The organism is Achromobacter ruhlandii (genome assembly GCF_902859695.1).
Taxonomy (GTDB): Bacteria; Pseudomonadota; Gammaproteobacteria; order Burkholderiales; family Burkholderiaceae_B; genus Achromobacter; species Achromobacter ruhlandii.
In genome coordinates this window covers 37,457-57,516 of record NZ_CADIJL010000002.1, presented here as the reverse complement: position 1 = coordinate 57,516, position 20,060 = coordinate 37,457, and the positions used below count along the sequence as shown (strand labels likewise).

At 69.1% G+C, this 20,060-nt stretch carries 21 protein-coding genes; 5 read left to right on the top strand and 16 right to left on the bottom strand.

What is annotated here, in order from left to right:
• Positions 1-8: 8 nt before the first annotated feature.
• From HV742_RS02575 to HV742_RS02555, 5 genes are all read right to left on the bottom strand, one after another.
• Positions 9-698, bottom strand: a complete 690-nt coding sequence (locus tag HV742_RS02575) for an AroM family protein (RefSeq protein ID WP_054415845.1) — start codon at positions 696-698, stop codon at positions 9-11.
• Positions 695-1,624 carry a DUF1177 domain-containing protein gene (locus HV742_RS02570; RefSeq protein WP_169537779.1) on the bottom strand — a complete coding sequence of 310 codons (930 nt, stop codon included), beginning with the start codon at positions 1,622-1,624 and terminating at the stop codon, positions 695-697. The genes HV742_RS02575 and HV742_RS02570 overlap by 4 nt, the downstream gene beginning before the upstream one ends.
• Positions 1,621-2,325: a dipeptidase PepE gene (pepE, locus tag HV742_RS02565; RefSeq protein ID WP_068980364.1), complete on the bottom strand. Its 705-nt coding sequence runs from the start codon at positions 2,323-2,325 to the stop codon at positions 1,621-1,623. Before pepE ends, HV742_RS02570 begins: the two co-directional genes overlap by 4 nt.
• A 90-nt stretch (positions 2,326-2,415) precedes the next feature.
• Positions 2,416-3,183, bottom strand: coding sequence for an IclR family transcriptional regulator (locus HV742_RS02560; protein WP_049073132.1), 768 nt, complete (start codon positions 3,181-3,183; stop codon positions 2,416-2,418).
• A 194-nt stretch (positions 3,184-3,377) separates the two neighbouring features.
• Positions 3,378-4,418 carry a metal-dependent hydrolase gene (locus HV742_RS02555; protein ID WP_175144397.1) on the bottom strand — a complete coding sequence of 347 codons (1,041 nt, stop codon included), beginning with the start codon at positions 4,416-4,418 and terminating at the stop codon, positions 3,378-3,380.
• A 104-nt stretch (positions 4,419-4,522) separates the two neighbouring features.
• Here HV742_RS02555 and HV742_RS02550 point away from each other — a divergent pair, with 104 nt between their 5' ends.
• From HV742_RS02550 to HV742_RS02540, 3 genes are all read left to right on the top strand, one after another.
• A complete protein-coding gene (locus tag HV742_RS02550; protein WP_049073130.1) occupies positions 4,523-5,161 on the top strand; it encodes a DedA family protein in 639 nt (212 codons plus the stop codon).
• Positions 5,162-5,172: 11 nt separating this feature from the next.
• A complete protein-coding gene (locus HV742_RS02545; RefSeq protein WP_175144396.1) occupies positions 5,173-5,721 on the top strand; it encodes a hypothetical protein in 549 nt (182 codons plus the stop codon).
• A 118-nt stretch (positions 5,722-5,839) separates the two neighbouring features.
• Positions 5,840-6,466 carry a dUTPase gene (locus HV742_RS02540; protein ID WP_174655167.1) on the top strand — a complete coding sequence of 209 codons (627 nt, stop codon included), beginning with the start codon at positions 5,840-5,842 and terminating at the stop codon, positions 6,464-6,466.
• A gap of 68 nt (positions 6,467-6,534) precedes the next feature.
• Here HV742_RS02540 and HV742_RS02535 read toward each other — a convergent pair whose 3' ends face one another.
• The 7 genes from HV742_RS02535 to lhpI form a co-directional block, all read right to left on the bottom strand.
• Complete coding sequence (locus tag HV742_RS02535) at positions 6,535-7,647, bottom strand: NADH:flavin oxidoreductase/NADH oxidase (protein WP_049073127.1); 1,113 nt, start codon at positions 7,645-7,647, stop codon at positions 6,535-6,537.
• A gap of 149 nt (positions 7,648-7,796) precedes the next feature.
• Positions 7,797-8,567, bottom strand: coding sequence for an ectoine/hydroxyectoine ABC transporter ATP-binding protein EhuA (gene ehuA, locus HV742_RS02530; RefSeq protein WP_049073126.1), 771 nt, complete (start codon positions 8,565-8,567; stop codon positions 7,797-7,799).
• The gene (ehuD, locus tag HV742_RS02525) at positions 8,564-9,235 is read right to left on the bottom strand and encodes an ectoine/hydroxyectoine ABC transporter permease subunit EhuD (protein WP_006383962.1); all 672 of its coding nucleotides are present in this window, start codon (positions 9,233-9,235) and stop codon (positions 8,564-8,566) included. Before ehuD ends, ehuA begins: the two co-directional genes overlap by 4 nt.
• Positions 9,232-9,885, bottom strand: a complete 654-nt coding sequence (gene ehuC / locus HV742_RS02520) for an ectoine/hydroxyectoine ABC transporter permease subunit EhuC (protein WP_110134638.1) — start codon at positions 9,883-9,885, stop codon at positions 9,232-9,234. The genes ehuD and ehuC overlap by 4 nt, the downstream gene beginning before the upstream one ends.
• Positions 9,886-9,894: 9 nt before the next feature.
• Complete coding sequence (gene ehuB / locus HV742_RS02515) at positions 9,895-10,806, bottom strand: ectoine/hydroxyectoine ABC transporter substrate-binding protein EhuB (protein WP_175144395.1); 912 nt, start codon at positions 10,804-10,806, stop codon at positions 9,895-9,897.
• Between the two features lie 177 nt (positions 10,807-10,983).
• Positions 10,984-12,153 (bottom strand): ABC transporter substrate-binding protein, encoded by a 1,170-nt coding sequence (locus tag HV742_RS02510; protein WP_063581231.1) that lies wholly within the window; start codon positions 12,151-12,153, stop codon positions 10,984-10,986.
• 37 nt (positions 12,154-12,190) lie between these two features.
• Positions 12,191-13,135, bottom strand: a complete 945-nt coding sequence (gene lhpI / locus HV742_RS02505; RefSeq protein ID WP_175144394.1) for a bifunctional Delta(1)-pyrroline-2-carboxylate/Delta(1)-piperideine-2-carboxylate reductase — start codon at positions 13,133-13,135, stop codon at positions 12,191-12,193.
• A 249-nt stretch (positions 13,136-13,384) separates the two neighbouring features.
• Here lhpI and HV742_RS02500 point away from each other — a divergent pair, with 249 nt between their 5' ends.
• Both HV742_RS02500 and HV742_RS02495 read left to right on the top strand, forming a co-directional pair.
• Positions 13,385-13,810 carry an OsmC family protein gene (locus HV742_RS02500; RefSeq protein ID WP_049073122.1) on the top strand — a complete coding sequence of 142 codons (426 nt, stop codon included), beginning with the start codon at positions 13,385-13,387 and terminating at the stop codon, positions 13,808-13,810.
• Positions 13,811-13,937: 127 nt separating this feature from the next.
• Positions 13,938-15,227, top strand: coding sequence for an Nramp family divalent metal transporter (locus HV742_RS02495; RefSeq protein ID WP_175144393.1), 1,290 nt, complete (start codon positions 13,938-13,940; stop codon positions 15,225-15,227).
• On the opposite strand, the gene HV742_RS02490 is transcribed toward HV742_RS02495, so the two are convergent.
• The 4 genes from HV742_RS02490 to HV742_RS02475 are packed head-to-tail and all read right to left on the bottom strand — an operon-like array spanning position 15,200 to position 20,004.
• Positions 15,200-16,678, bottom strand: coding sequence for an efflux transporter outer membrane subunit (locus HV742_RS02490; protein ID WP_175144392.1), 1,479 nt, complete (start codon positions 16,676-16,678; stop codon positions 15,200-15,202). The genes HV742_RS02495 and HV742_RS02490 overlap by 28 nt on opposite strands.
• Before the next feature lie 9 nt (positions 16,679-16,687).
• Positions 16,688-17,617, bottom strand: a complete 930-nt coding sequence (locus tag HV742_RS02485; protein ID WP_367647916.1) for an HlyD family secretion protein — start codon at positions 17,615-17,617, stop codon at positions 16,688-16,690.
• A gap of 7 nt (positions 17,618-17,624) precedes the next feature.
• Complete coding sequence (locus tag HV742_RS02480; RefSeq protein ID WP_049073118.1) at positions 17,625-17,819, bottom strand: DUF1656 domain-containing protein; 195 nt, start codon at positions 17,817-17,819, stop codon at positions 17,625-17,627.
• On the bottom strand, positions 17,809-20,004 hold the full coding sequence (locus HV742_RS02475; RefSeq protein WP_254600920.1) for an FUSC family protein: 2,196 nt from the start codon (positions 20,002-20,004) through the stop codon (positions 17,809-17,811). Before HV742_RS02475 ends, HV742_RS02480 begins: the two co-directional genes overlap by 11 nt.
• Between the last annotated feature and the right edge of the window lie 56 nt (positions 20,005-20,060).

Genomic DNA, 20,060 nt, shown 5'->3' with positions numbered 1-20,060 from the left:
CGATTCCCTTATTCCAATATTTGCGCGAGCGCCTGCGCGACCAGGCGGTTGGACAGCAGGACCGGGCGACCCGATGCCTGTGCCACCGCCTGCCGCATGCGTTCGGCGTAACCCATGCAGTGCATGACGACGAAATCACAGTCGGCCAGATCCTGGCCGGCCTGCGTGAAACGTTCGGCCGCGCGCCCGGCGTCGGCCTCGTAGGGGGAGGCGTGCACCACCGAGGTCGCGCATTCCAGCGGCACGGCCATGTGGAAGGCGTCGACCTGGGCTTCCAGCGGCACCACCAGGCCGACCTTGCGGCAGTGCTGCGCCAGGCCCGCGACCAGGTGGTCGACGACCTGCTGCGGCTCGACCACCAGCGTGCGCATCGGCGCGATCGCGGTGCCCGTGCACAGCGGCACCAGCACGTCGTAGCCGGCCGCATCGGCCTCGCGCATCACCTGCGCCAGCCGGGCCTCGGCGGCAGCGGCGTCCAGTTCGATCTGGCTGCCGTCGCGCATGCGCGTGGCGAAGCGATATTCGCCCGGGCGCGGCGCCAGCGCGGCCAGCCCGGCGGCATCCAGGCCGTCGAGCGCGCCGAACTCGTCGATGCGCACGTGTTCACCCAGCAGCGGCGCCATTTCCGGCACCACATCGCTGCGCGGCGACTGGCCGATAGTGAAGAACGCCACGCGGCGTGGGCGAAGCGCGCTCATTGCGCCGCCCCCGGCTCGCGCCCGGTGGTCTGCAGGTGCGCCATGGAGCCATAGCGGCCTTGCAGCGCCGCCCATTCGGCGGCGTCGAAGAATGTCATGGCGCCCTGCCCGAAGAGCTTGGCGATCTCGATGCAGAAACGCATCGCCACGTCGGCGTCGACGGCATTGGTCACGCCCGTGGCGCAACCGGGCACGGTGGTCTGCGCGGTCAGCGCCACGCCCACCACCGGCGCATCGGTGACGATGGCCGGCTGCATCAGCGAATTGACGTGCCACAAGCCATTTTCATAGGGCGTGATGTCCTGCGTGGTCAGCGGCAGCGTCGATGGCAGCTCGCCGCTGACCCAGCCCATCACGTCCAGCATGGTCTCGGGAATGCGCAACAGATAACCCTGTTTGGCAACGGGCGTCAGCGCCACGCCGCGCCGGTTCACCAGGCGGTTGCCCCGGGTCGTATCCACCGACAGGATCGCATCCATGCGCGGGTCGACTTCGTGCGACATCATTTCGCGCATCGGGAACGGCGACCGCATCATCGGCACCGGATGGTGCGGACGGGTGCCGGCGCGCGGGCAGATGTGGGTGCGGATGCGCACGGTGCCGGGCAGCACATCGCCCTGGCGCGCCATGGCCATGATCTTGAGCGCCGAGGCGATGGCGACCACCGCGCCATCGCTGTCGGACACCAGGCCAGTAACGGCCGGGCGCGCGCCGATGCCACCCAGGCGGCCGACGATGCCCAGTTGGGGCGCGGCCGGATCGGCGCCGGGAATGACGATGGACAGGAACTCCGTCGCCGCGCCGTCTCGCGCCAGCGGCGTGACTTCGACCTCGCAATCGCCGGCCGCGCGCAGTACCTGCGCCACCGCTTCGCCCGTGATATGCGCGGAGGACAGCAGCTCGATGGTGTCGATGACCTGCTTCATGCCGGGATCTCCAGCGGGCCGGGCGCGAACACGCGCGGCTCGGCGCTGCCGACGAACAGCGGCGCATCATGCGGACCGACCAGCGTGATGGCGGCATCGCGCACGCGCAGCGCGCTGCCTTCGGGCAGGCCGAGCACCGGGGTAGTCGGATTCAACGTGCAGAACTCGGCCAGGCGTTGTGCGCGGGTTTCGCCGCGATGGCCGGGCGGGTGGGCATTGGTGTAGTGCGGATTGATCTGGAAGGACAGCAGGCCGAGCGCGTCGAAGCCGCCGGGATCGGTGATCGGCATGTCGTTGGTGGTGCAGATGCTGGGACACGCCAGGTTCGAGCCCGCGCTCCAGCCCAGGTAGGCCGCGCCCTCGCGCACGCGGCGCGCCACCACGCTCAGCAGCCCCTGACGGCGCAGTTGACCGAGCAGGTTGAAGGTATTGCCGCCGCCGACAATGATGACGGCGGCCTTCTCCAGCGTGGCCGCCGGGTCGGCAGCGCGGTGCAGCGGCTGGATGTCCAGGCCGGTGTCGGCCAGCGCCGTGGTGACCAGCGTGGTGTAGTCATCCCAGTTGCGGGTGACACCCGCGTACGGCACGAACACCGCCGGCGCGCCGGCGGGCAGCGCGGCGATCAGTTCGCGGATATCGGGCAGGGCATGGACCAGGTAGCCGGCGTCGCTGCTGGAATTGCTGAGAAGCAGGAGATTCATGAGTGGGGTTCCGTGGAATCGGGAAAGTCGGAGCGCCGCGCGCAGGCGGCCGGATGGGGCAATAGGGTCAATCGGTGGGAAGCCGGGCCATCAGGCCAGCCAATAGGGATCGTTCAATTCGCGCCCCAGCGCCGCGACCTGTCGCATGAGCGAATCACGCAGCGCGGCCACACGGGCGGCGTCGACCTGGAAGGAAACGAAAGACAGGCACAGGCCGCGCAATTCGCCGCTGTCCGGATCGCGCACCGCCGCCGCCACGGCGCCGATGCCGGGCATGGCCTGGTCGATGGCGACGCCGTAGTGGTCGGCGCGGGTCTGGGCCACGCGCTGCGCCAGCTCGCCTACGGTGGCCGGGCAGTCCTTGCCCTCCACCGGCAGCGGCTGGGCCGGATCGGCACCGTACAGCGCGTCGAACTCATCCTGGGTCAGGCGCGACAGCAGGGCGCGGCCCATTGCCGTGCCCGAGGCGGCACGGCGCGAACCCGGCGGCGACAGCACCTGCACCGGATGCGAACCGTTCAAGCGCTGCAGCACCACCGTCTCACGCTGATTCAGGGTGGACAGGTACGCAGTCAGCCCGCTGTCGTCGGACAGGCGCGCAAGCACCTTGCGGCAGGCTTCATCCAGCGGCGTGGCGGCCTGGCTCGCGCGCACCGCTTGTGACAGCAAGGCGCCGGCGCGATAGCGGCGCGTGGCCGCGTCCTGGTCAAGCAGTCCGTAATGCTGCATCTGGTTCAGCAGGCGCGACGCGGTGCTCTTGGGCATCGCCAGGCGCTGCGCCACGTCGGTGAAGCTCAGTTCCACGGCGCCTTCCGCGTAAAGCGCCAGCACGCGCTGCACGCCATCGAGAATACTCATTTTGTTCCAATAAACGGAACTACTGTTCCTTAATATCGAACAAGAATAATGCAACGGCGGATTTATGGTCAATACGGGACGGCCCCAGGTCACGCCCCCCCGGCGACGACCGCGCCGCCCCTCGCCCACCTGGCTGGACGAAAAAAAAGCCCGCCGAAGCGGGCGGGCCTGCCAGACAGCGCCACGCGCCGCGGTCAGCGCGTCGCGGTCTGCGCCCATTGCGCCAGCGGCAGCGGCGGTTGCGCATGCAGGATGCGCGCCAGCACCAGCTTGAATTCGGCCCAGCCGCCCCGGGCGCCCGGCCAGCCCGACGGGGTCACGGGCCGCCAGCCGCCGTCGGCGTCGCGCTCGGCCATCTTGAAGCGAAAGTTGTAATGTCCCGCCACGCCCATTCGCAGGTCGGTCACCACCAGCGCGTCGCCCACGGCGTCATAGCGCAGCCAATCATCGGTGAACCAGCGCAGGCGCCGCAGCAGCGGCATGTCCGCCAACGCATGGCCCAGTTGCGGATTGAGCGGCAGGCGCAGCCATTCCGGCGGGTCACGGTCGAACCAGCTGCTGACGGCCTCGTAGTAATGGCCATCGGGCGTCTTGGCGATGACACGCCACAACAGCGTGTTCAGCGGCATGGGCACGGCGCGCAATTCGGTAACGGCGATGCCCTGCGCCTGCATGGCCTCGCGCACCCGATCCTCCGCGGCGATGCGGCCGGCCAGTCCGAAGCCAAGGTAGGCCGTGCTGAAGACCAGCGCGGCGGCCAGCAGGCGGCGAGCGCCCGGCGTCAAACCCGCGATCAGCGCGTAGACCGCCGCCAGCAGCAGCGGCACGGTATACACGGGATCGATGATGAAGATCGCCGACCAGCTTTCCGGAATCGACGGCAATGGCCAGAACAACTGCGTCCCATAGACCGTGAACGCGTCCAGCACGGGATGCGTCACCAGTACCAGCCACAACGTCAGGAAGAGGCGGCCCGCGCTGTACTGCGCCTGCGGCCAGTACTTGCGGATCAGCCAGGTCAGCAGCGCCGCCAGACCGGTCAGCACGAAGATCGAATGCGAGAAACCGCGGTGGTACGTCATCAGTGAGACGGGGTCGGGGTAGCGCATCAACACATCCAGGTCCGGCACCGTCGCCAGCGCCGCGCCGTAGATCAGCGCCCGCCGGCCCTGCACGCGCCCCAGCAGCGCCCCCTGTATGCCCGCGCCCAGCACGGCTTGTGTAACCGAATCCATAGAACTCCGACGATAGCCTTCGATAGAGCGCATGTTTCACGCGGCTCCACCATGCAGGCGTTAAGATACCCGATTACGTTCAGCTAATTTTCAACTTCCGCCTCATGGACCAATACATCGACAAGATCGGCGTGCTGATCGAAACCAACCAGGCGTGGGCCGGCCCCATCACTTTCCTGCTCACCCTGGGGGAATCGATGGTGTTGCTGGGCCTGTTCATCCCCGCGACCGCGCTGATGCTGCTGACTGGCGGCCTGATCGGCGCGGGCACGCTCGATCCGTGGAGCATCCTGGCCTGGGGCATCGCCGGCGCCATCGTCGGTGACGCCCTGTCGTACGCGCTGGGCCGCTGGGCCGGCCCCAGCGTGCTGCGCCGCTGGCCGCTCAAGCAGCAGCGCACCGCCGTCGCCCGCGCCCGGCTGTTCTTCTACCGCTATGGCTTCGCCTCGGTGCTGATCGGCCGCTTCCTGGGCCCGATCCGCTCGACCATTCCGACCGTGGCGGGCGTCATGGGCATGGCCCATGGCCGCTTCCAGATGGCCAACGTGCTGTCGGCCGTGTTGTGGATGCCACTGATGCTGGCGCCGGGCTACATCACCGCGCGCAGCCTGGGCGCCGCCGAGAACGCGCAGCAGATCGCCATGATGATCGGCGCGGGCTTCTCAGTGCTGCTAGGATGCGGACTTCTGGTCGCGATGATGCGCAAGCGCCGGCAGCCGGCGCGCATCCGTCGCGGCAACTAGCGGAGAACGGCATGGCCATCGACCTGGAGCCCAAAGACGGCGACTTCGCGCGCTACATCGAGAATCTGTCACGCGCGGGCGGGGCCACGCCCGGCCGGGTGCCGGGCAAGGCCGAGGCCAAGCGCCAGGGCGCCGCGCCAGTCGCCACGCCCGCGTCGACGCCCGCGCCCGTGGCGAGCCAGGGCTCCCTGAACGACCTGACCTGGGGCAAGACGGCCCCGCCGCCGCTGCAGTCGCGCCGCGCCGACAGCGTGGCGCCCACCGTCGCCCCCGGCCAGACCGACGCCGAGGCGGTCTCGCTGGCCAAGCGCGCGCGCCAGCGCAAGCAAGGCATCTTCCTGACCATCGCCGGCGCGGTGGCCGGCTGGGCCGCGGTCAACGTCGCTTTCAAGGCGCTGCACGCGCCGCGCTTCGACCTGGACGACTTCATGCCGGCGGTATTCCTGGGCTTCTTCGCGCTGATGCTGTTCAAGGCGGCCAGCGGCGCCCGCGACCCGCGCAAGCGGCCGCTGGAAAAGCTGCCGCCGCTCAAGACCTCGTCGTACCGCAAGGATGCGTGAGCGGACGCGGCAGCGGCGGCAATGGTGCTAACATTTCCGCCGCTGTCGAACAGACCCCACGAATACCGGAGTGAAAGTGAATAACGTTGTCGGATTGAACCAGGCCCAGGCGGCCACGATGCTGAAGCTGCAAGGCGACCTGAACAGCATGATCAATCCGGACTGGATCAACGGCGGCGCCCGCTTCCTGCGCGCCGCCTTCGTCGAATCGGCCGAGGCCCTGGAGCACTACGGCTGGAAGTGGTGGAAAAAGCAGACCATCGACCTGCCGCAGGTGCAGATGGAACTGGTCGACATCCTGCATTTCTACCTGTCGCACACCATCGTGCAGGCCAAGGGCGACGTCAACGCCGCCGCCGCCGCGCTGGTGGCCGACCTGGCCGGCCCCGCCTCGATCACGCTGGACGGCAAGAGCTACGCGCTGGCCAGCCTGAACGTGCCCGAACTGCTGGAACTGATCGGCGGCCTGGCGGTGTGCGGCCGCGCCAGCTTCAAGCTGCTCGAGCAGAGCATGACCGCCTGCGAGATGAGCTGGAACGATGCCTACACCCAGTACGTTTCCAAGAACGTGTTGAACATCTTCCGCCAGCAACATGGCTACAAGGAAGGCACCTACATCAAGATCTGGAACGGCGAAGAGGACAACGTGGTGCTAGCGCGCCTGCTGTCGCAGCACGACGCCGCCCGCGCCGACTTCGCGGAGATCCTGCATCGCGAACTGGAAGCGGCGTATTCGCGCCTGTAAGCGCGCACCGTCCGCCCATGAAAAACGCCGCGTCACGCGGCGTTTTTTGCTTGGACGACGGTCGCGCGCTAGCGCTGGCCGAAGCGCGTCTCGCCGAACAGTTCCTTCAGCTCGCGCGGCTGCGACCGCCAGTATTGGCGCGGCGCGGCGACCTGCCCGCCCAGTTGCGCGGCGGCATGCCAGGGCCAGCGCGGGTCGTACAGCATGCCACGCGCCAGCGCCACCATGTCGGCCTGGCCTTGCGCCAGGATGTCCTCGGCCTGTTGCGCCTCGGTGATCAGGCCCACCGTGATGGTGGGCAGGCCGACCGCGCGCTTGAGGGCGTCGGCGAACGGCACCTGGTAGTTCGGCCCCACCGGGATCTTCTGCAGCGGCGACACGCCGCCGCTGGAGACGTCGATGAACTCACAGCCCAATTCCTTGAGCCGCAGCGCGAACGCCTCGGTCTGCGCGGGGTCCCAGCCGCCCTCGACCCAGTCGGTGGCCGACACCCGCACGCCCAGCGCCACCGAGGACGGCGTCACTTCGCGCACCGCGCGGAACACTTCCAGCGGAAAGCGCATGCGGTTCTCCAGCGAACCGCCGTATTCGTCGTCGCGCTGGTTGGCCAGCGGCGACAGGAACTGATGCAGCAGATAGCCGTGGGCCGCGTGCAGTTCGATGGCATCGAAGCCCAGGCGGATGGCGCGGCGGGCGCTGTCGACGAAGGCGTCGCGCACCCGCGCCAGGCCGGCGGCGTCAAGCGCGCGTGGCGCCGGCTCGGAGGCATTGTGCGGCAGCGCCGACGGCGCCCAGCCCTGCCAGCCGCCCTGCTCCGGCGGCACCAGTTGGCCGCCCTCCCAGGGCGCATGGCTGGACGCCTTGCGGCCGGCGTGGCCCAGCTGGATGCCGAGCTTGATGGGCGAATAACGGCGCACCGCCTGCACCACGCGGCCCAGGGCGGCCTCGGTCTCGTCGGACCAGAGGCCCAGGTCACCCGGGGAGATGCGGCCGTCGGCCTCGACCGCGGTGGCTTCGGTAAACAGCAGCGCCGCGCCCGACAGCGCAAGATGGCCCAGGTGGATCATGTGCCAGTCGGTGGCGCGGCCCTCGTCGGCCGAGTACTCGCACATGGGCGCGATGACGATGCGGTTGGCCAGTTCGACATTGCCGACTGACGTGGGACTGAAAAGATGACTCATGCGTAAGGCTCCGGGCGATGGACGCGGATGCACAGCATAGCGCCGGCATCCGCCCGCGCGGCCAATCCCGACGCCCGCGTGGGGATTTAGGGCGGGACGAGGCCCGCCCTTTAGGCCCGTCCTTTAGGCCCGCCCCTTATTACCGCGGCTTATTGCCCCTCGATCACGCTGTCCAGGAATTGCCGGGTGCGCGCCTCCTTCGGATCGCTGAACAGCGTCTGCGATTCGGCGTCCTCAACGATGTTGCCCTGGTCGAAGAACAGCGTGCGGTCCGAGCTGCGCTCGGCGAACTTCATCTGGTGGGTGACGATGATCATGGTCATGCTCTTGCGCGCCGACAGGTCGCGCAGGATCTGCAGGATGCCGCCCACCAGTTCCGGGTCGAGCGCCGAGGTGACCTCGTCGAACAGCATGATCTCCGGGCACATCGCCAGCGCGCGGGCGATGCCGACGCGCTGCTTCTGGCCGCCCGACAGCTGCGCCGGATAGACGTCGAGCTTGTCGCCCAGGCCGACCATTTCCAGGTATTCCACCGCGCGCTCACGGGCCTGGTCGCGCGACAGCCCCAGCACGTGCACCGGCGCCTCCATGGCGTTGCCCAGCGCGGTCATGTGCGGGAACAGGTTGAAGTGCTGGAACACCATGCCGATCTTGCCGCGCACCTTGCGCAGGTGCTCGGAATTAGGGCCGGCCGGGCGGCCCTGGGCGTCGGTCCACATCGGCTCGCCGTCGATCTCGATCTCGCCGCTGCTGGGCTGGTCCAGCGTCATCAGTACGCGCAGCAGGGTCGATTTGCCGGAGCCGGACGGCCCGATCACGGCCACCGTCTGGCCCGCCGGGATCTCCAGGTTGATGCCTTTGAGCACCTCCAGCTCGCCATAGCGCTTGTGCAGGTTCTTGATGGTGATGCTGGAACTCATCGCTTTCCTCCATATCGTTGCAGGCGGGCCTCCAGGCCGCGCACGCCCCAGGCCGCGATCAGGCTCAACGCCAGGAACAGCACGCCGACCAGCGTCAGGGGCTCGGTGTAGCGGAAGGTGGTGGAGCCGATCATCTTGCTCTGCTGCAGCAGCTCGACCACCGTGATCGCCGACAGCAGCGGCGTGTCCTTGAACATGGCCACCAAGTAGTTGCCCAGCGCCGGCACCACCGGCGGGATCGCCTGCGGCAGCACCACGCCCACGGCCGTGCGCCACGGCGACATGTTCAGCGCCCGCGCCGCTTCCAGTTGGCCGCGCGGCACCGCCTCGATGCCGGCGCGGTAGACCTCGGCGCAATAGGTGGCGTAGTGCAGCCCGAGCGCCACGATGCCGGTCGCCAGGGGCGACATCTGCACCCCGGTCAGGGGCAGCACGTAGAACAGGAAATACATCTGCACCAGCAGCGGCGTGCTGCGCACGAACTCGATCACGAACGCCGTGGGCAAGGACAGCAGCGCCAGGCGCGAGCGCCGCAGCAGCGCCAGCGCCAGGCCAAGCGTCACGGCCACCAGCATGCCCAGCACCGTGGCCTGGATGGTGATGACCAGCGCCGAACCCAGCGTGGGCAGGATCTCCAGCGCGAAGGACCAGTCGAATATCGGTTTCATCGGACGCGGACCCTCCGTTCAAGCAGCCGCACGCCGGCCGTGATCAGCAGCGCCACCGCGAAATACAGCAGCAGCATGAGCGTGAAGATCTCGGTGGTGCGCAGGGTTTCGCTGCGCAGCAGCTGGCCGCGGAAGGTCAGGTCGGTGATGGTGATGAGCGACACCAGCGCGGTGTTCTTGAGCAGTTCGATCAGCAGGTTGCCGGCCGGCGGCAGCATGGCAGGAATGGCCTGCGGCACCACGATGCGGCGCATGATCTGGCCGCGCGTCAGGTTCAGGGCCACGCCAGCCTCGCGCTGGCCCGGCGGCACCGCGCGGATCGCGCCGCGCACCACCTCGGCGCCATAGGCGCCGGCATTGAGCGCCAGCACCACGATGCCCACCAGCATGGCCGGCAGCTGCACGCCGAACAGCGGCAGCACGAAATAGAACCAGAACAGTTGCACCAGCGCCGACGTGCCGCGGAACACCTCGACGTAGATGGACGCCAGCCAGCGCACGGGGCGCACGGTCGACAGGCGCCCCACCCCGGCCACTAGCGCCAGCGGCACCGCCAGCACCACGGCGCCCGCCATGATTTCCAGCGTCACCACCAGGCCCTCCAGCAGCGGCGGCACCAGCTCGGCGATATGTTCGGATATGAGCTGCATCGGCGCCCCCTATTGCCCGGCGCAGAGCTTGGCGGCCGTGACGTCCTTGGGCAGTTCCTCGGGCGTGAAGCCGAACGGCGCCACCAGTTTCTTGTGCTCGTCAGTGCCGATGAACTTGGCCAGTTCGGCATTGAAGGCATCGGCAAAGGCCTTGTCGTCCGTGCGGAAGGCATAGGCGCCGTAGCCGCGCACGCCCTTGCCGTCGATCACCGGATCGGTGAACGGTTCGGCTTTTTCCAGGCCGCTGCCGTCGTTGGTCTTGCCCATCAGGTCGTTGACCGTCAATGCCGTGGCCGCGTAGGCGTCGGCGCGGCCGGCCTGCACGCCGGACAGCGCGCTCACGGCATCCGGGAACACCACGATCTGGCCGGCCGGCACTTTCACCTTGGATGCGTATTCGGCTTCGATGGCGCCCACCACCACGCCCAGCCTGGCGTCCGGGTTCTTGACCACGTCCTCGTAGCTGTGCAGGTTCTTCGGGTTGCCCTGCTTGACCAGGAACGCCTGGCCCACGCCATAGGTCGGGTTCGAGAACGCCACCTGGCCGCAGCGCTCGGGCGTCACGTACATGCCGGCCGCGATGATGTCGAATCGCTTGGCCTGCAGGCCCGGGATCAGCGAGCCGAACTCGGTCAGCACCCCCTCGACCTCGTTGATGCCCATGCGCTTGAGCACCACCCGCGCGATTTCGACCGATTCACCGGTGACCTTGGCTTCCTTGCTGTCCATGAAGGCGAACGGCGCCTCGTTGGCGTAGCCGATGCGGATCTTGCCGGCGGCCTTGGCGGCGGCCAGCGTGTCGCCGCCAGCGGCGGGCGCGCTGGCCCCCTGTGCGGGCTTGTCCGAGCCGGAGTCGGAGCAGGCGGCCAGCAGGCCCAGGCTCAGGGCCAGCAGGACGCGGCGGGTGCGTTGGACGATCATGGTCTTATTTCTCCCGGATTTATTTCTAGGTACATGGCTTCGCTAAAAATGATACGACATTAAATCATTTCACCTCTAATGATATGGACGAAAAAAAGCAGGCCGAAGCCTGCTTTTCCCTGTCCCGCCCTATGGCGGGTGAGCACTCGTTACGAACCGTACGGGACTATGTCGTCCCTATTTTTTCTCCGCCGCGTCCGCGTAGGAGAACTTACCATTGCGCACCACGCCCATCACGCGGGCGCGCTCGTCGAAGCCCTGGTGGTTGTCCTTGGAGATGTTGAGCACACCGTTGGGCACGATCAGGTCGCGGGTGTTCTCCAGCGCGTCGCGCAGGGCGATGCGGAATTCGGGGGTGCCTGGCTTGGCGCCGGTCTTGAGGGCGCGCGCCACCGCCGAATCCAGCAGCATCCAGGCGCCATAGGCGTCGCCGGCGAACTGCGTCAGGGTGTTGGCGCCATACTGGCGCTCGTACTTGTCGGCGAATTCCACCGCGACCTTCTTGACCGGATTCGAATCCGGCAGCTCGCGCGCCACCACGCCGGGGCCGGTGGGGAACAACGTGCCTTCGACGTCGCGCCCGCCGACCTGCAGGAATTCCAGCGTGCCGATGCCGTGGGTCTGGTAGATGGCGCCGGTGTAGCCGCGCTCGAGCAGTGTCTTCTGGGGCAGCGCCGACGGCGTGCCGGCGCCGGCCACCAGCACCGCGTCCGGCTTGGCGGCGATCACCTTGAGCACCTGGCCCACCACCGACGCGTCGGTGCGCTGGAAGCGTTCCTGCGCCACGATCTTGATGTCATTGCCGGCGGCCGCGGAGAATTCCTTCCACCAACTGTCGCCGTAGGAATCGGCGAAACCGATGAAGGCGACATTCTTGAAGCCCTTCTTCTTCATGTCCTCGACCAGCACGGTCGCCATCAGCGAATCGTTCTGGGGCATCTTGAAGGCCCAGGCGCGCTTGGGATCGGACAGCGGTTCGACGATCACGCTGGAAGCCGCCAGCGCGATCATCGGCGTGCCGGTCTCGGCCAGCACATCCAACCCGGCCAGGGCGGCGGCGGTGGTGTTGGGGCCGACGATGGCGTCGACCTTGTCTTCCGAGGTCAGCTTGCGCAGGTTCTTGACCGCGCGGCTGACGTCCGTGCCGTCGTCCAGCACCACGTAGCGCGCCGGCTCGCCGCCCAGCGTATTGGGCCACAGGCGAATGGCGTTGTTGGTCTGGATACCGATCGCCGCGGCCGGGCCGGTGGTGGAGACATCCACCCCGATCACGATCTCGGCATGGACGGACAGGGCGGGAACGGCCAGCGCGAGCGCGCAGGCGTAGCGGACGAAGAAGCGGGACATGACGACAGCTCGCAAGAAAGAAAAACGGCGGATGGCGTTATTTTGCCTGACCGCCGCAGGCCTCGTAGACCAGCGCGGCCAGCGTCAGGTCCTCCAGCGCGCTGCCGACCGCCTTGAACACGGTCACTTCATCCGCCCGGGTGCGGCCCGGCGCCTGGCCGCGCACCAGGTCGGTGAGGTTGCCGCGGATGTCCTCGCGCGCCAGCACGCCGGCCTCGAACGCGGCCAGCAGGTCGCCGGCCTTGGTCGGCGCCTCGTCGGTATCCACGTAGACCGTGGTGCCGTCGAAGCACGCCGTGTCGGTCTCGATCATGTCGGGCTTGAAGCTGCCGATCAGGTCCAGGTGGGCGCCCGGGCGCAGCCAGTCGCCCCGCACCAGCGGCACGGTCGACAGCGTCGCGCAACTGACGATGTCGGCCTGGCGCACGGCCCGCTCCAGATCGAGGGTGCTGCTGGCGTCCAAGCCCTGCTCGCGCAGCGCCGCCGCCAGCGCCTCGGCGCCGGCCGGCCGCACGTTCCAGACCCACACCTTGTCGATCGGCCGCACCGTGCGCATGGCCTGCGCCACCAGTCCGGCAATGCGGCCCGCCCCCACGATGACCAGCACCCGCGCATCCTCGCGCGCCAGATAGGACGCGCCCAGCGCCGCCGCGCCGGCGGTGCGGAACACCGTCACCAGGTCGCCGTCCACCTGCGCCAGCGGCACGCCGGTGCGGGCGCTGTACAGGTTGTAGGTGGCGTGCAGGCCCGGCAGCGACTGGCGCGTGTTCTCGGGAAAGATGTTGATGACCTTGACGCCGAAGTAACCCTGCTCGTTCCAGGCCGGCATGATCAGCGTGGTCCCGTGCGCGCCGCCCGATTCGATCGCGTGGACATGGCGCGCGGGCACCTGGGCGCCCTGGCGGAACGCCTCGCGCAAGGCCGGAATCGCCGCGTCGAACGACAATGCGCGGCGGGTTTGTTCGGTGTCGATCACTACCATCTGTATCCAATGCCTGTTCGGGTTGAGCCAGGGGCGAAGTGTGACGGCGCCGCGCGGCGCTGGCAAGGCGCCGCAAGCGGCGGTTACATCGGCTTGCCGGATGCGGGCGGCCGACAGGCGACGCCCCGCCGCGCCCGCCGTATCATGGTCCATGCCCCTTCCGGCAACGCGCGCCGCCATCGGGCCGGCCGCGCGCTCCCCCAACCGGACGCGTCCGTTTCGGGCGCGTTCCCTCAACAGGAGTCACGCATGAAGAAAACCGCAACCGCCGCCTGGTCGGGCGATCTGAAGACGGGCAAGGGTACGATTTCCACGCAGAGCGGCGCCCTCAAGAACCAGCCCTACGGCTTCAACACGCGCTTCGGCGACACCCCCGGCACCAATCCCGAGGAGCTGCTCGGCGCCGCGCATGCCGGCTGCTTCACCATGGCGCTGTCCAACATCCTGGGCGAAGCCGGACTGACGGCGCAGAGCCTGGACACCAAGGCCGAGGTCACGCTCGACAAGGTCGAGGGCGGCTTCGCCATCACCGCCGTCCACCTGACCGTGGAAGCGGTGATTCCCGGCGCCAGCGCCCAGGCCTTCGAAGACGCCGCGCGCAAGGCCGAAAAGGGCTGCCCGGTCTCCAAGGTGCTGAACGCCAAGATCACCATGGACGCCAAGCTCAAGTCCTGATCCGGCGCGGCAAGCCCGGGCGAGATGGGGCGGCGCCATTGGCCCGCCCTATCCGGGCCTTGCCGAAAATCAATTTGACGGTCGCGCCGGAGCCATGGAAAATGAGAACCATTCTCATGGAGTTGACATGACCCGGTTCATCTACGCGATTTCAGGCGGCAAGGCGGCGTACCCTCAGGACGCCCAGGTCTCGGCCAACCTGCGCCGGGTGGTCGGCTCCGGCATCCTGGTGGCGGTGGGCTATATCGACCCGGGCAACTGGGCCACGGACATCGCCGGGGGCAGCGGCTTCGGCTACGGCCTGTTGCTGGTGGTGATCGCCTCGGCCATCCTGGCGCTGGGCTTCCAGGTGCTGGTGTCGCGCCTGGCACTGGCCACCGGCGAAGACCTGGCCACCCTCACCGCCCGTCACCTGTCGCCGCGCACCGCCAAGGCCGCCTGGCTCGCCGGCGAGGCCGCCATCCTGGCCACCGCGCTGGCCGAACTCATCGGCGGCGCCATCGCGCTGCGCCTGCTGTTCAACCTGCCGCTGCTGGGCGGCGTGGCCGTCACCGGCGTCGGCACCTTCGCCGTGCTGGCCCTGACGCGCGGCAACGCCGACCGCCACGAGCGCGTCATCGCCGTGCTGCTGTCAGTGGTGGCGGCGTCCTTCGTGTTCCTGCTGTTCAAGGCCAACCCTGCCTGGACCGACGTGGCCCATGGCATGACGCAGACCGGCCACGCGCTGCGCGACCCGCAAGGCTTCCTGATCGCGCTGGGCATCCTGGGCGCGACGTTGATGCCGCACAACCTCTACCTGCATTCCGGCTCGCTGGCGCAGCGCGCCCGCGTGCTGCCGGCCGACGCCCGCGACCTGGCCATGCGCGTGGCGCGCAACGACACCGTGGTGTCGCTGGGCGTGGCGATGTTGATCAATTCGGCCATCATGATCGTCGCCGCGGCCTCGTTGTCCGGCTCCGGCATCATCGTCTCCAGCCTGGACGACGCCCATGCCGTGATCGGCCAGACCTTCGGCATGGGCGCGGCCATCGTGTTCGCGGTGGCGCTGTACGCGGCCGGGCAAAGCTCCACCATCACCGGCGTGCTGGCCGGCCGCATGCTGTCGCAAGGCTTCCAGATCAACAGCGGCTGGTCCGATCGCCGCCGCGCGCTGGCCACGCGGCTGATCGCCGGCACCGTGGCCGCCGCCCTGCTGGCCTTCACCGGCGGCCAGGACCCCGACCAGCTGCTGGTGCTGAGCCAGGTCATCCTGAGCCTGGCCCTGCCGTTCGCGCTGGGGCCGCTGGTGGTGCTGGCCTGCCGCAAGCCCCTGATGGGCCCCCATGCGCTGCGCGGCGCCTGGGCCTGGGCAGCCGTGGTCGCCACCGTTGGCATCATCCTGCTGGACGGCTACCTGCTGGTCGACATGGTGGTGTGATCCGCGGCTTGCGCGGATGGCTCGTCCGGCCAGCCCGCGCCCAGGGACTTGTAGAGCGCGATCACCCCGCGCATTTCCTCCCATTGGCTCAGGGCCAGCGCGTCTCGCGCCTGGTTGACCGTGCGTTGCGCCACGAGGACCGGCAGATAGGCGCTCAGCCCGCGCGCATAGAGCCGGGTGGACTGGTCCAGCGCCTTGCCGCTGTCGGCAACGGCCTCCCGCAGCGAGGCCTGCCGCTGGCGCTCGCTGGTCAACGCCGTCAGGGCGTCTTCCACCTCGCGCAGCGCCACCCGCACGTCGCGCTCATAGGCCAGACGCGCCGCGTCGGCATTCGCCTGCGCCGCCGTCACGCCGGCGCGGGCCCGGCCGCCATCGTACAGGCGCTGGCTGGCCTGCGCCCCCACCGCCCAGGCCAGGCTGGCGCTCGAGAACAGGCTGTGAATGAGGCTGGCCGTGGTGTCGATGCCCAAGGGGATGCGGAACGTGGGCAGGCGTTCGGCCTCTGCCACGCCGATGCGCGCAGTCGCGGCCGCCAAGCGCCGTTCGTCCGCCCGCAGATCGGGCCGCTGGCGCAGCACCTCGGATGGCAGTGACAACGGCAGGCGGACCGGTTCGGGCAGGACGGCCGCGGACTCTGCCAGGGCGGCATGCCAATCGCCGGGAAAGCCCCCCGCCAGGACGCCGATGGCGTGGCTGAATCGGGCAATGTCGGCCTCCAGCAAGGGCGGCTGCGCCTCGGCTGTCTCGCGTTCGGTGCGCGCCTGCATCACCTCCGCCTGGCTGCCCAGGCCCCTGCGCCAAGACTGCTGCGCCAGTCGTTCCGCCTCGCGCAGGGTGCGCAGGTTGTCATGGGCGATGGCCAGGCGCATCTGCGTGGCGCGCAACCCCGCGTAGCGGGACACCAACTCGGCGACCAGGCTCACCCGCAACGCCCGATGGTCATCGGCCAGCGCCTGGATATCCGCATCGGCCGCTTCGACCGCCCTGCGCGTGCCGCCAAACAGATCCAGCTCCCAGCTCGCATCGAAGCCGACCTGCCAGGTGCGCGACTCACCGCCGGGCAGCGGACCGAGCGCCTTGCTGCCGCGCCGGGCCTCGCCCGCCGCGCCCACCCCGAGCGCCGGCAAGGACGCGGAGGCGATCTGGATGCGTTCGGCGCGCGCCTGCCGCAGGCGCGCCAGCGCGATATCGAGATCCTGGTTCCGTTCCAGCGCCTGATCGACCAGGCGGTCGAGCATCGGATCGTCGAACGCACGCCACCAGGCGCGCAGCCCCTCCGGGTCGCGCGGCCTCAGGGCGTTACCGGCCTCGACCCACTTGGCAGGCACCTCGACGGCGGGCGGGTGATAGTCGGGACCCACGGTCGTGCAGCCGGACGCCGCCATCACCAGCGAGGCCATCAGGGCCGCGCGGCGCAGGCCGGATCGCGGACGATTCGATTCTTGCTGCATCGTCGCCCCTCACATCCAGTGGTATAGCAGCGACAGGAGGCGGCCCTGGGCAGGCGCGTCGCCTCCCGCCGTCGCCACCTCGACACTGGCTGTCATGCCGGCGGCCAGCACCAGGTCCGGCGGCAGCTGCTCGAACGCGACGCGCACCGGAATGCGTTGCGCCAGGCGGACCCAGCTGAAGGTCGGGGCCACGCTGGGCAGGCCCTGGGCATCGGCCTGCTGGTTGGCATCGGCGATGCCGCGCCCGATGCTCACCACCCGGCCGGCAATGATGTCATCGGACCCCATCAGGCGGATGCGCGCCGCCGCGCCGGGCCGGATGCCACGCAGCTTGGTCTCCTCGAAATAGCCGATGATCCAGAAGCTGTGGGCGTCCACCAGCGCGATATTGGGCTGGCCCGCCACCGCGTAGTCGCCCTGGTTCAGCTTCAGCCGTGTCACATAGCCGTCCACCGGGGCGCGCAGGACGGTGCGCGCCACATCCAGTCTTGCCATGTCCACGGCGACCCGCGCGCCGCGCTGCTCGGCCTCGGCGATGGCCACCGCCTGGATCGCACGTTGGATTTCTTCGGCGGGCACCAGGTTCTCCATGCCCCGCCGGCGTCGCGCGTCCTCGGTTTTCTGCCGCAACGACGCATCAGCCGCCGCCAGCCGCGCCTCGGCCTGCGCCAGCGCCAGCTCGAAGCGGGCCGGATCGATGCGATAGAGCACTTCGCCCCGCTTCACGTACTGGTCATCCGTCACCGGCACTGCCAGGACCGTGCCGGTGACCTCCGGGGCGATGCGGACGCTCTGCGCGCTGACGCGGCCATCGCGCGTCCAGGGCGCCACGACGTAGGCGCGCCAAAGCGCGCCGACCAGCATGACGGCGGCGGCCACGGCGCACAGCGTAAGGCCGACGCGCGCCAGCAGCCTCAAGGGCCATAAACGATCGGGCAAGGAACGATCAGACATAGAGAATCAACACCGAAACGAGGCAAAGGGAAATGGCGAACTCGAACAGGCCGGGGTGCCAGACCCGGCGCAGCACGCCGCTGCGCGCGAGCGCCAGGCGAACGCCGAGATAGAGCGGCAGCGCCGCGCACGCGTAGACGAAAAATGGCGGCAGGTAGATGCCTGCCACCGCGAACTCACTGAGCATGAAAGGGCCTCCCGGGGCGTCGAGAAAAATAATCCGCGTGCGCTTCGAGCAGCGCCGCGATATCGAGCAGCATGGCCCGCGATCGCCCGATGTCGGCGGACGGGAGGCAATCCGCCATCGGCAAGCGCGACAGGGACTGCGCCGCCCGGCGGGCATGCCTGGCGGCCAACCGGGGATCGCCGGCCCGTCGCCGCATGTGGCGCAACGCCACCGCGAGCAGGCGGCGCGGCCTGGCGTCCGCGGGCATCCGCCGCCATCCCTCGCGCAGGCGCAGCAGCTCCCGGCCGAGATGGATACTGGCCAGGGCATCGGCGATGGCCCGGTCCATCGCGTCGGGCCGCGTCCTGAGCAGCGCGCCGAGTTGCGCCGTGCGATGCTGCTGCCGCCATTGCCACGCGCGCGCGTCGGCGCGGCCGCCCTGCAAGAGGGCCAGCGCGTCGTCGCGAATGGCCAGGCGCAGGCGCGCCATGTCGCGTGACGGATTGCGCGGCAGCACGATCCGGAACCCGAGCAGCGTGAAAAAGGCCACCAGTATCCAGGCCACCGCGCCATTCAGGAACGAGACGACGTCATAGCGCATGGGGTTGTCCGTCGCCACCAGCGTCGTGAAGGCGACGAGATAGGCGACGCCGGCCAATCCGTAGCGGGGCATGGCGCTGGCATAGACCCCGGGCAACCAGAACAGCGCCAGGACCGCCAGCAGCAGCGGCAGCCCCGAGACCTCGGGCAAGACCAGAAAGGCGCACAGGAACGCCATCACCACGGCGGCGACGGTGCCCTGGATCAAGGCCACGGCGCCGAGCGCCGGATTCGGCGCGGTGGACAGCAGCCCGCAGGCCGCCGCCAGTCCCGCCAGCATCAGGTTGCCGTTCGACCAGCCGGTCGCGATCCAGAAGGCGCCGCCCAGCGTCACGGTCAACAAGGCGCGCAGGCCGTTCTGCAGCGCGGCCCCCGTGTCGCGGTGGAACGGCACCAGGACCGGCGCCGCCGCCGGCAGCCCAGGCTGATGCAGAATCGCGATGCCATCGAGGACCTCGAGGTATTCGTCGAGCTGCTCGATCAGCCGGTCGCCCGCGATCATCAGGATGGCATGCGCCCGGGGATCGCCGGGCGTTGTCGCCGACAGGGTTTGCGCCAGTTGCGCACGCATCGCGGACAGGGACCGCGCCGCCAGCATCAATCCGCCGGGCCCCGGATCCCGCGCCAGCGCCTGGCTGGCTTGCCGCCACGCCTGCTCCCAGGCCGGCTGTAAGGCCGACAGGGCCTGCAGGCTGGCATCGCCCAGCCGCATCGACGCCACGCCGCCGACCAGCGCGGAAAACAAGGACACCATGGCGCGCCGCACCGCGGCGGCGCGTCGCGCCAGGTCGGCGGACTCGGCCTTGCCCAGCGCCAGCAGGTCATCCACGGCGTAGATGTCGACGATGAGGCCGCGCCTGTCCGCATCCAGCGCCTTGCCGCCCTGCCGGCCCGCGCCTTGATGCGCCTGGATATCCTGCGCCAGGACACTGGCGGCGGACGCCGCCAACCGGTGCAATTGGGCCGTCAGGCGGCCGCGTGCGCCGCGGCGGCTGAACAGCGCCGACACCACGCCCAGGCTCGCCACACCGATCAACACGGACGCGCCCCGCCCCATCACCTGATCGAAGGTCAGCTGCGGATTCTGCATGGCGCCATAGGCCGCCAGCCCCACGGTGTATCCCGCCAGCGTCGCGCCATAGGCCCGGAAATGGCGCAGTAACGTCATGGCGGCCACGCAGGCCCCGAGCCACAGGCCGAACCCCAGCAGGAACAACCAGGGCATCTGGCCAAAGGCGCTCATCAGGACGAAGGCGGCCAGCATGCCGACCAGCGTGCCGATCACCCGCCATATGCCTTTGCCGATCACCGCCCCCTGCACCGGATTGATGACGAGAAGCACGCTGGAGGCCGCCGCGTAGGGCGCGTGCAGATCCAGCAGAAAGGCCAGGACGAGCGCCAGCCAGGCCGCCAGGATCGAGCGCATCACGTAGGTGGCGCGGGGCGTCGTCAGGTCGAGGTATCGCAGCCCGCGCACCGCCCCTGCCCGGAGCGACTGGAGGCTGGGGTACGGCCGGGCTGACGCCGCGGCGGATACGTTCGTTGAACGCACGATGACACTCTTCAATGGTGATTCGGACGCACCACTGTAGAGACCGCCATGCATGCGGAAAAGTGAATTTATCGCACGGCCACGATTGCGTTCGGCGCACTTATCGACGC

What these genes read in the sequence shown, in the direction of transcription:
- HV742_RS02575 (WP_054415845.1), bottom strand. Translation starts at nt 698, where the DNA reads ATGAGCGCGCTTCGCCCACGCCGCGTGGCGTTCTTCACTATCGGCCAG.
- HV742_RS02570 (WP_169537779.1), bottom strand. Translation starts at nt 1,624, where the DNA reads ATGAAGCAGGTCATCGACACCATCGAGCTGCTGTCCTCCGCGCATATC.
- pepE (WP_068980364.1), bottom strand. Translation starts at nt 2,325, where the DNA reads ATGAATCTCCTGCTTCTCAGCAATTCCAGCAGCGACGCCGGCTACCTG.
- HV742_RS02560 (WP_049073132.1), bottom strand. Translation starts at nt 3,183, where the DNA reads ATGAGTATTCTCGATGGCGTGCAGCGCGTGCTGGCGCTTTACGCGGAA.
- HV742_RS02555 (WP_175144397.1), bottom strand. Translation starts at nt 4,418, where the DNA reads ATGGATTCGGTTACACAAGCCGTGCTGGGCGCGGGCATACAGGGGGCG.
- HV742_RS02550 (WP_049073130.1), top strand. Translation starts at nt 4,523, where the DNA reads ATGGACCAATACATCGACAAGATCGGCGTGCTGATCGAAACCAACCAG.
- HV742_RS02545 (WP_175144396.1), top strand. Translation starts at nt 5,173, where the DNA reads ATGGCCATCGACCTGGAGCCCAAAGACGGCGACTTCGCGCGCTACATC.
- HV742_RS02540 (WP_174655167.1), top strand. Translation starts at nt 5,840, where the DNA reads ATGCTGAAGCTGCAAGGCGACCTGAACAGCATGATCAATCCGGACTGG.
- HV742_RS02535 (WP_049073127.1), bottom strand. Translation starts at nt 7,647, where the DNA reads ATGAGTCATCTTTTCAGTCCCACGTCAGTCGGCAATGTCGAACTGGCC.
- ehuA (WP_049073126.1), bottom strand. Translation starts at nt 8,567, where the DNA reads ATGAGTTCCAGCATCACCATCAAGAACCTGCACAAGCGCTATGGCGAG.
- ehuD (WP_006383962.1), bottom strand. Translation starts at nt 9,235, where the DNA reads ATGAAACCGATATTCGACTGGTCCTTCGCGCTGGAGATCCTGCCCACG.
- ehuC (WP_110134638.1), bottom strand. Translation starts at nt 9,885, where the DNA reads ATGCAGCTCATATCCGAACATATCGCCGAGCTGGTGCCGCCGCTGCTG.
- ehuB (WP_175144395.1), bottom strand. Translation starts at nt 10,806, where the DNA reads ATGATCGTCCAACGCACCCGCCGCGTCCTGCTGGCCCTGAGCCTGGGC.
- HV742_RS02510 (WP_063581231.1), bottom strand. Translation starts at nt 12,153, where the DNA reads ATGTCCCGCTTCTTCGTCCGCTACGCCTGCGCGCTCGCGCTGGCCGTT.
- lhpI (WP_175144394.1), bottom strand. Translation starts at nt 13,135, where the DNA reads ATGGTAGTGATCGACACCGAACAAACCCGCCGCGCATTGTCGTTCGAC.
- HV742_RS02500 (WP_049073122.1), top strand. Translation starts at nt 13,385, where the DNA reads ATGAAGAAAACCGCAACCGCCGCCTGGTCGGGCGATCTGAAGACGGGC.
- HV742_RS02495 (WP_175144393.1), top strand. Translation starts at nt 13,938, where the DNA reads ATGACCCGGTTCATCTACGCGATTTCAGGCGGCAAGGCGGCGTACCCT.
- HV742_RS02490 (WP_175144392.1), bottom strand. Translation starts at nt 16,678, where the DNA reads ATGCAGCAAGAATCGAATCGTCCGCGATCCGGCCTGCGCCGCGCGGCC.
- HV742_RS02480 (WP_049073118.1), bottom strand. Translation starts at nt 17,819, where the DNA reads ATGCTCAGTGAGTTCGCGGTGGCAGGCATCTACCTGCCGCCATTTTTC.
- HV742_RS02475 (WP_254600920.1), bottom strand. Translation starts at nt 20,004, where the DNA reads ATGCATGGCGGTCTCTACAGTGGTGCGTCCGAATCACCATTGAAGAGT.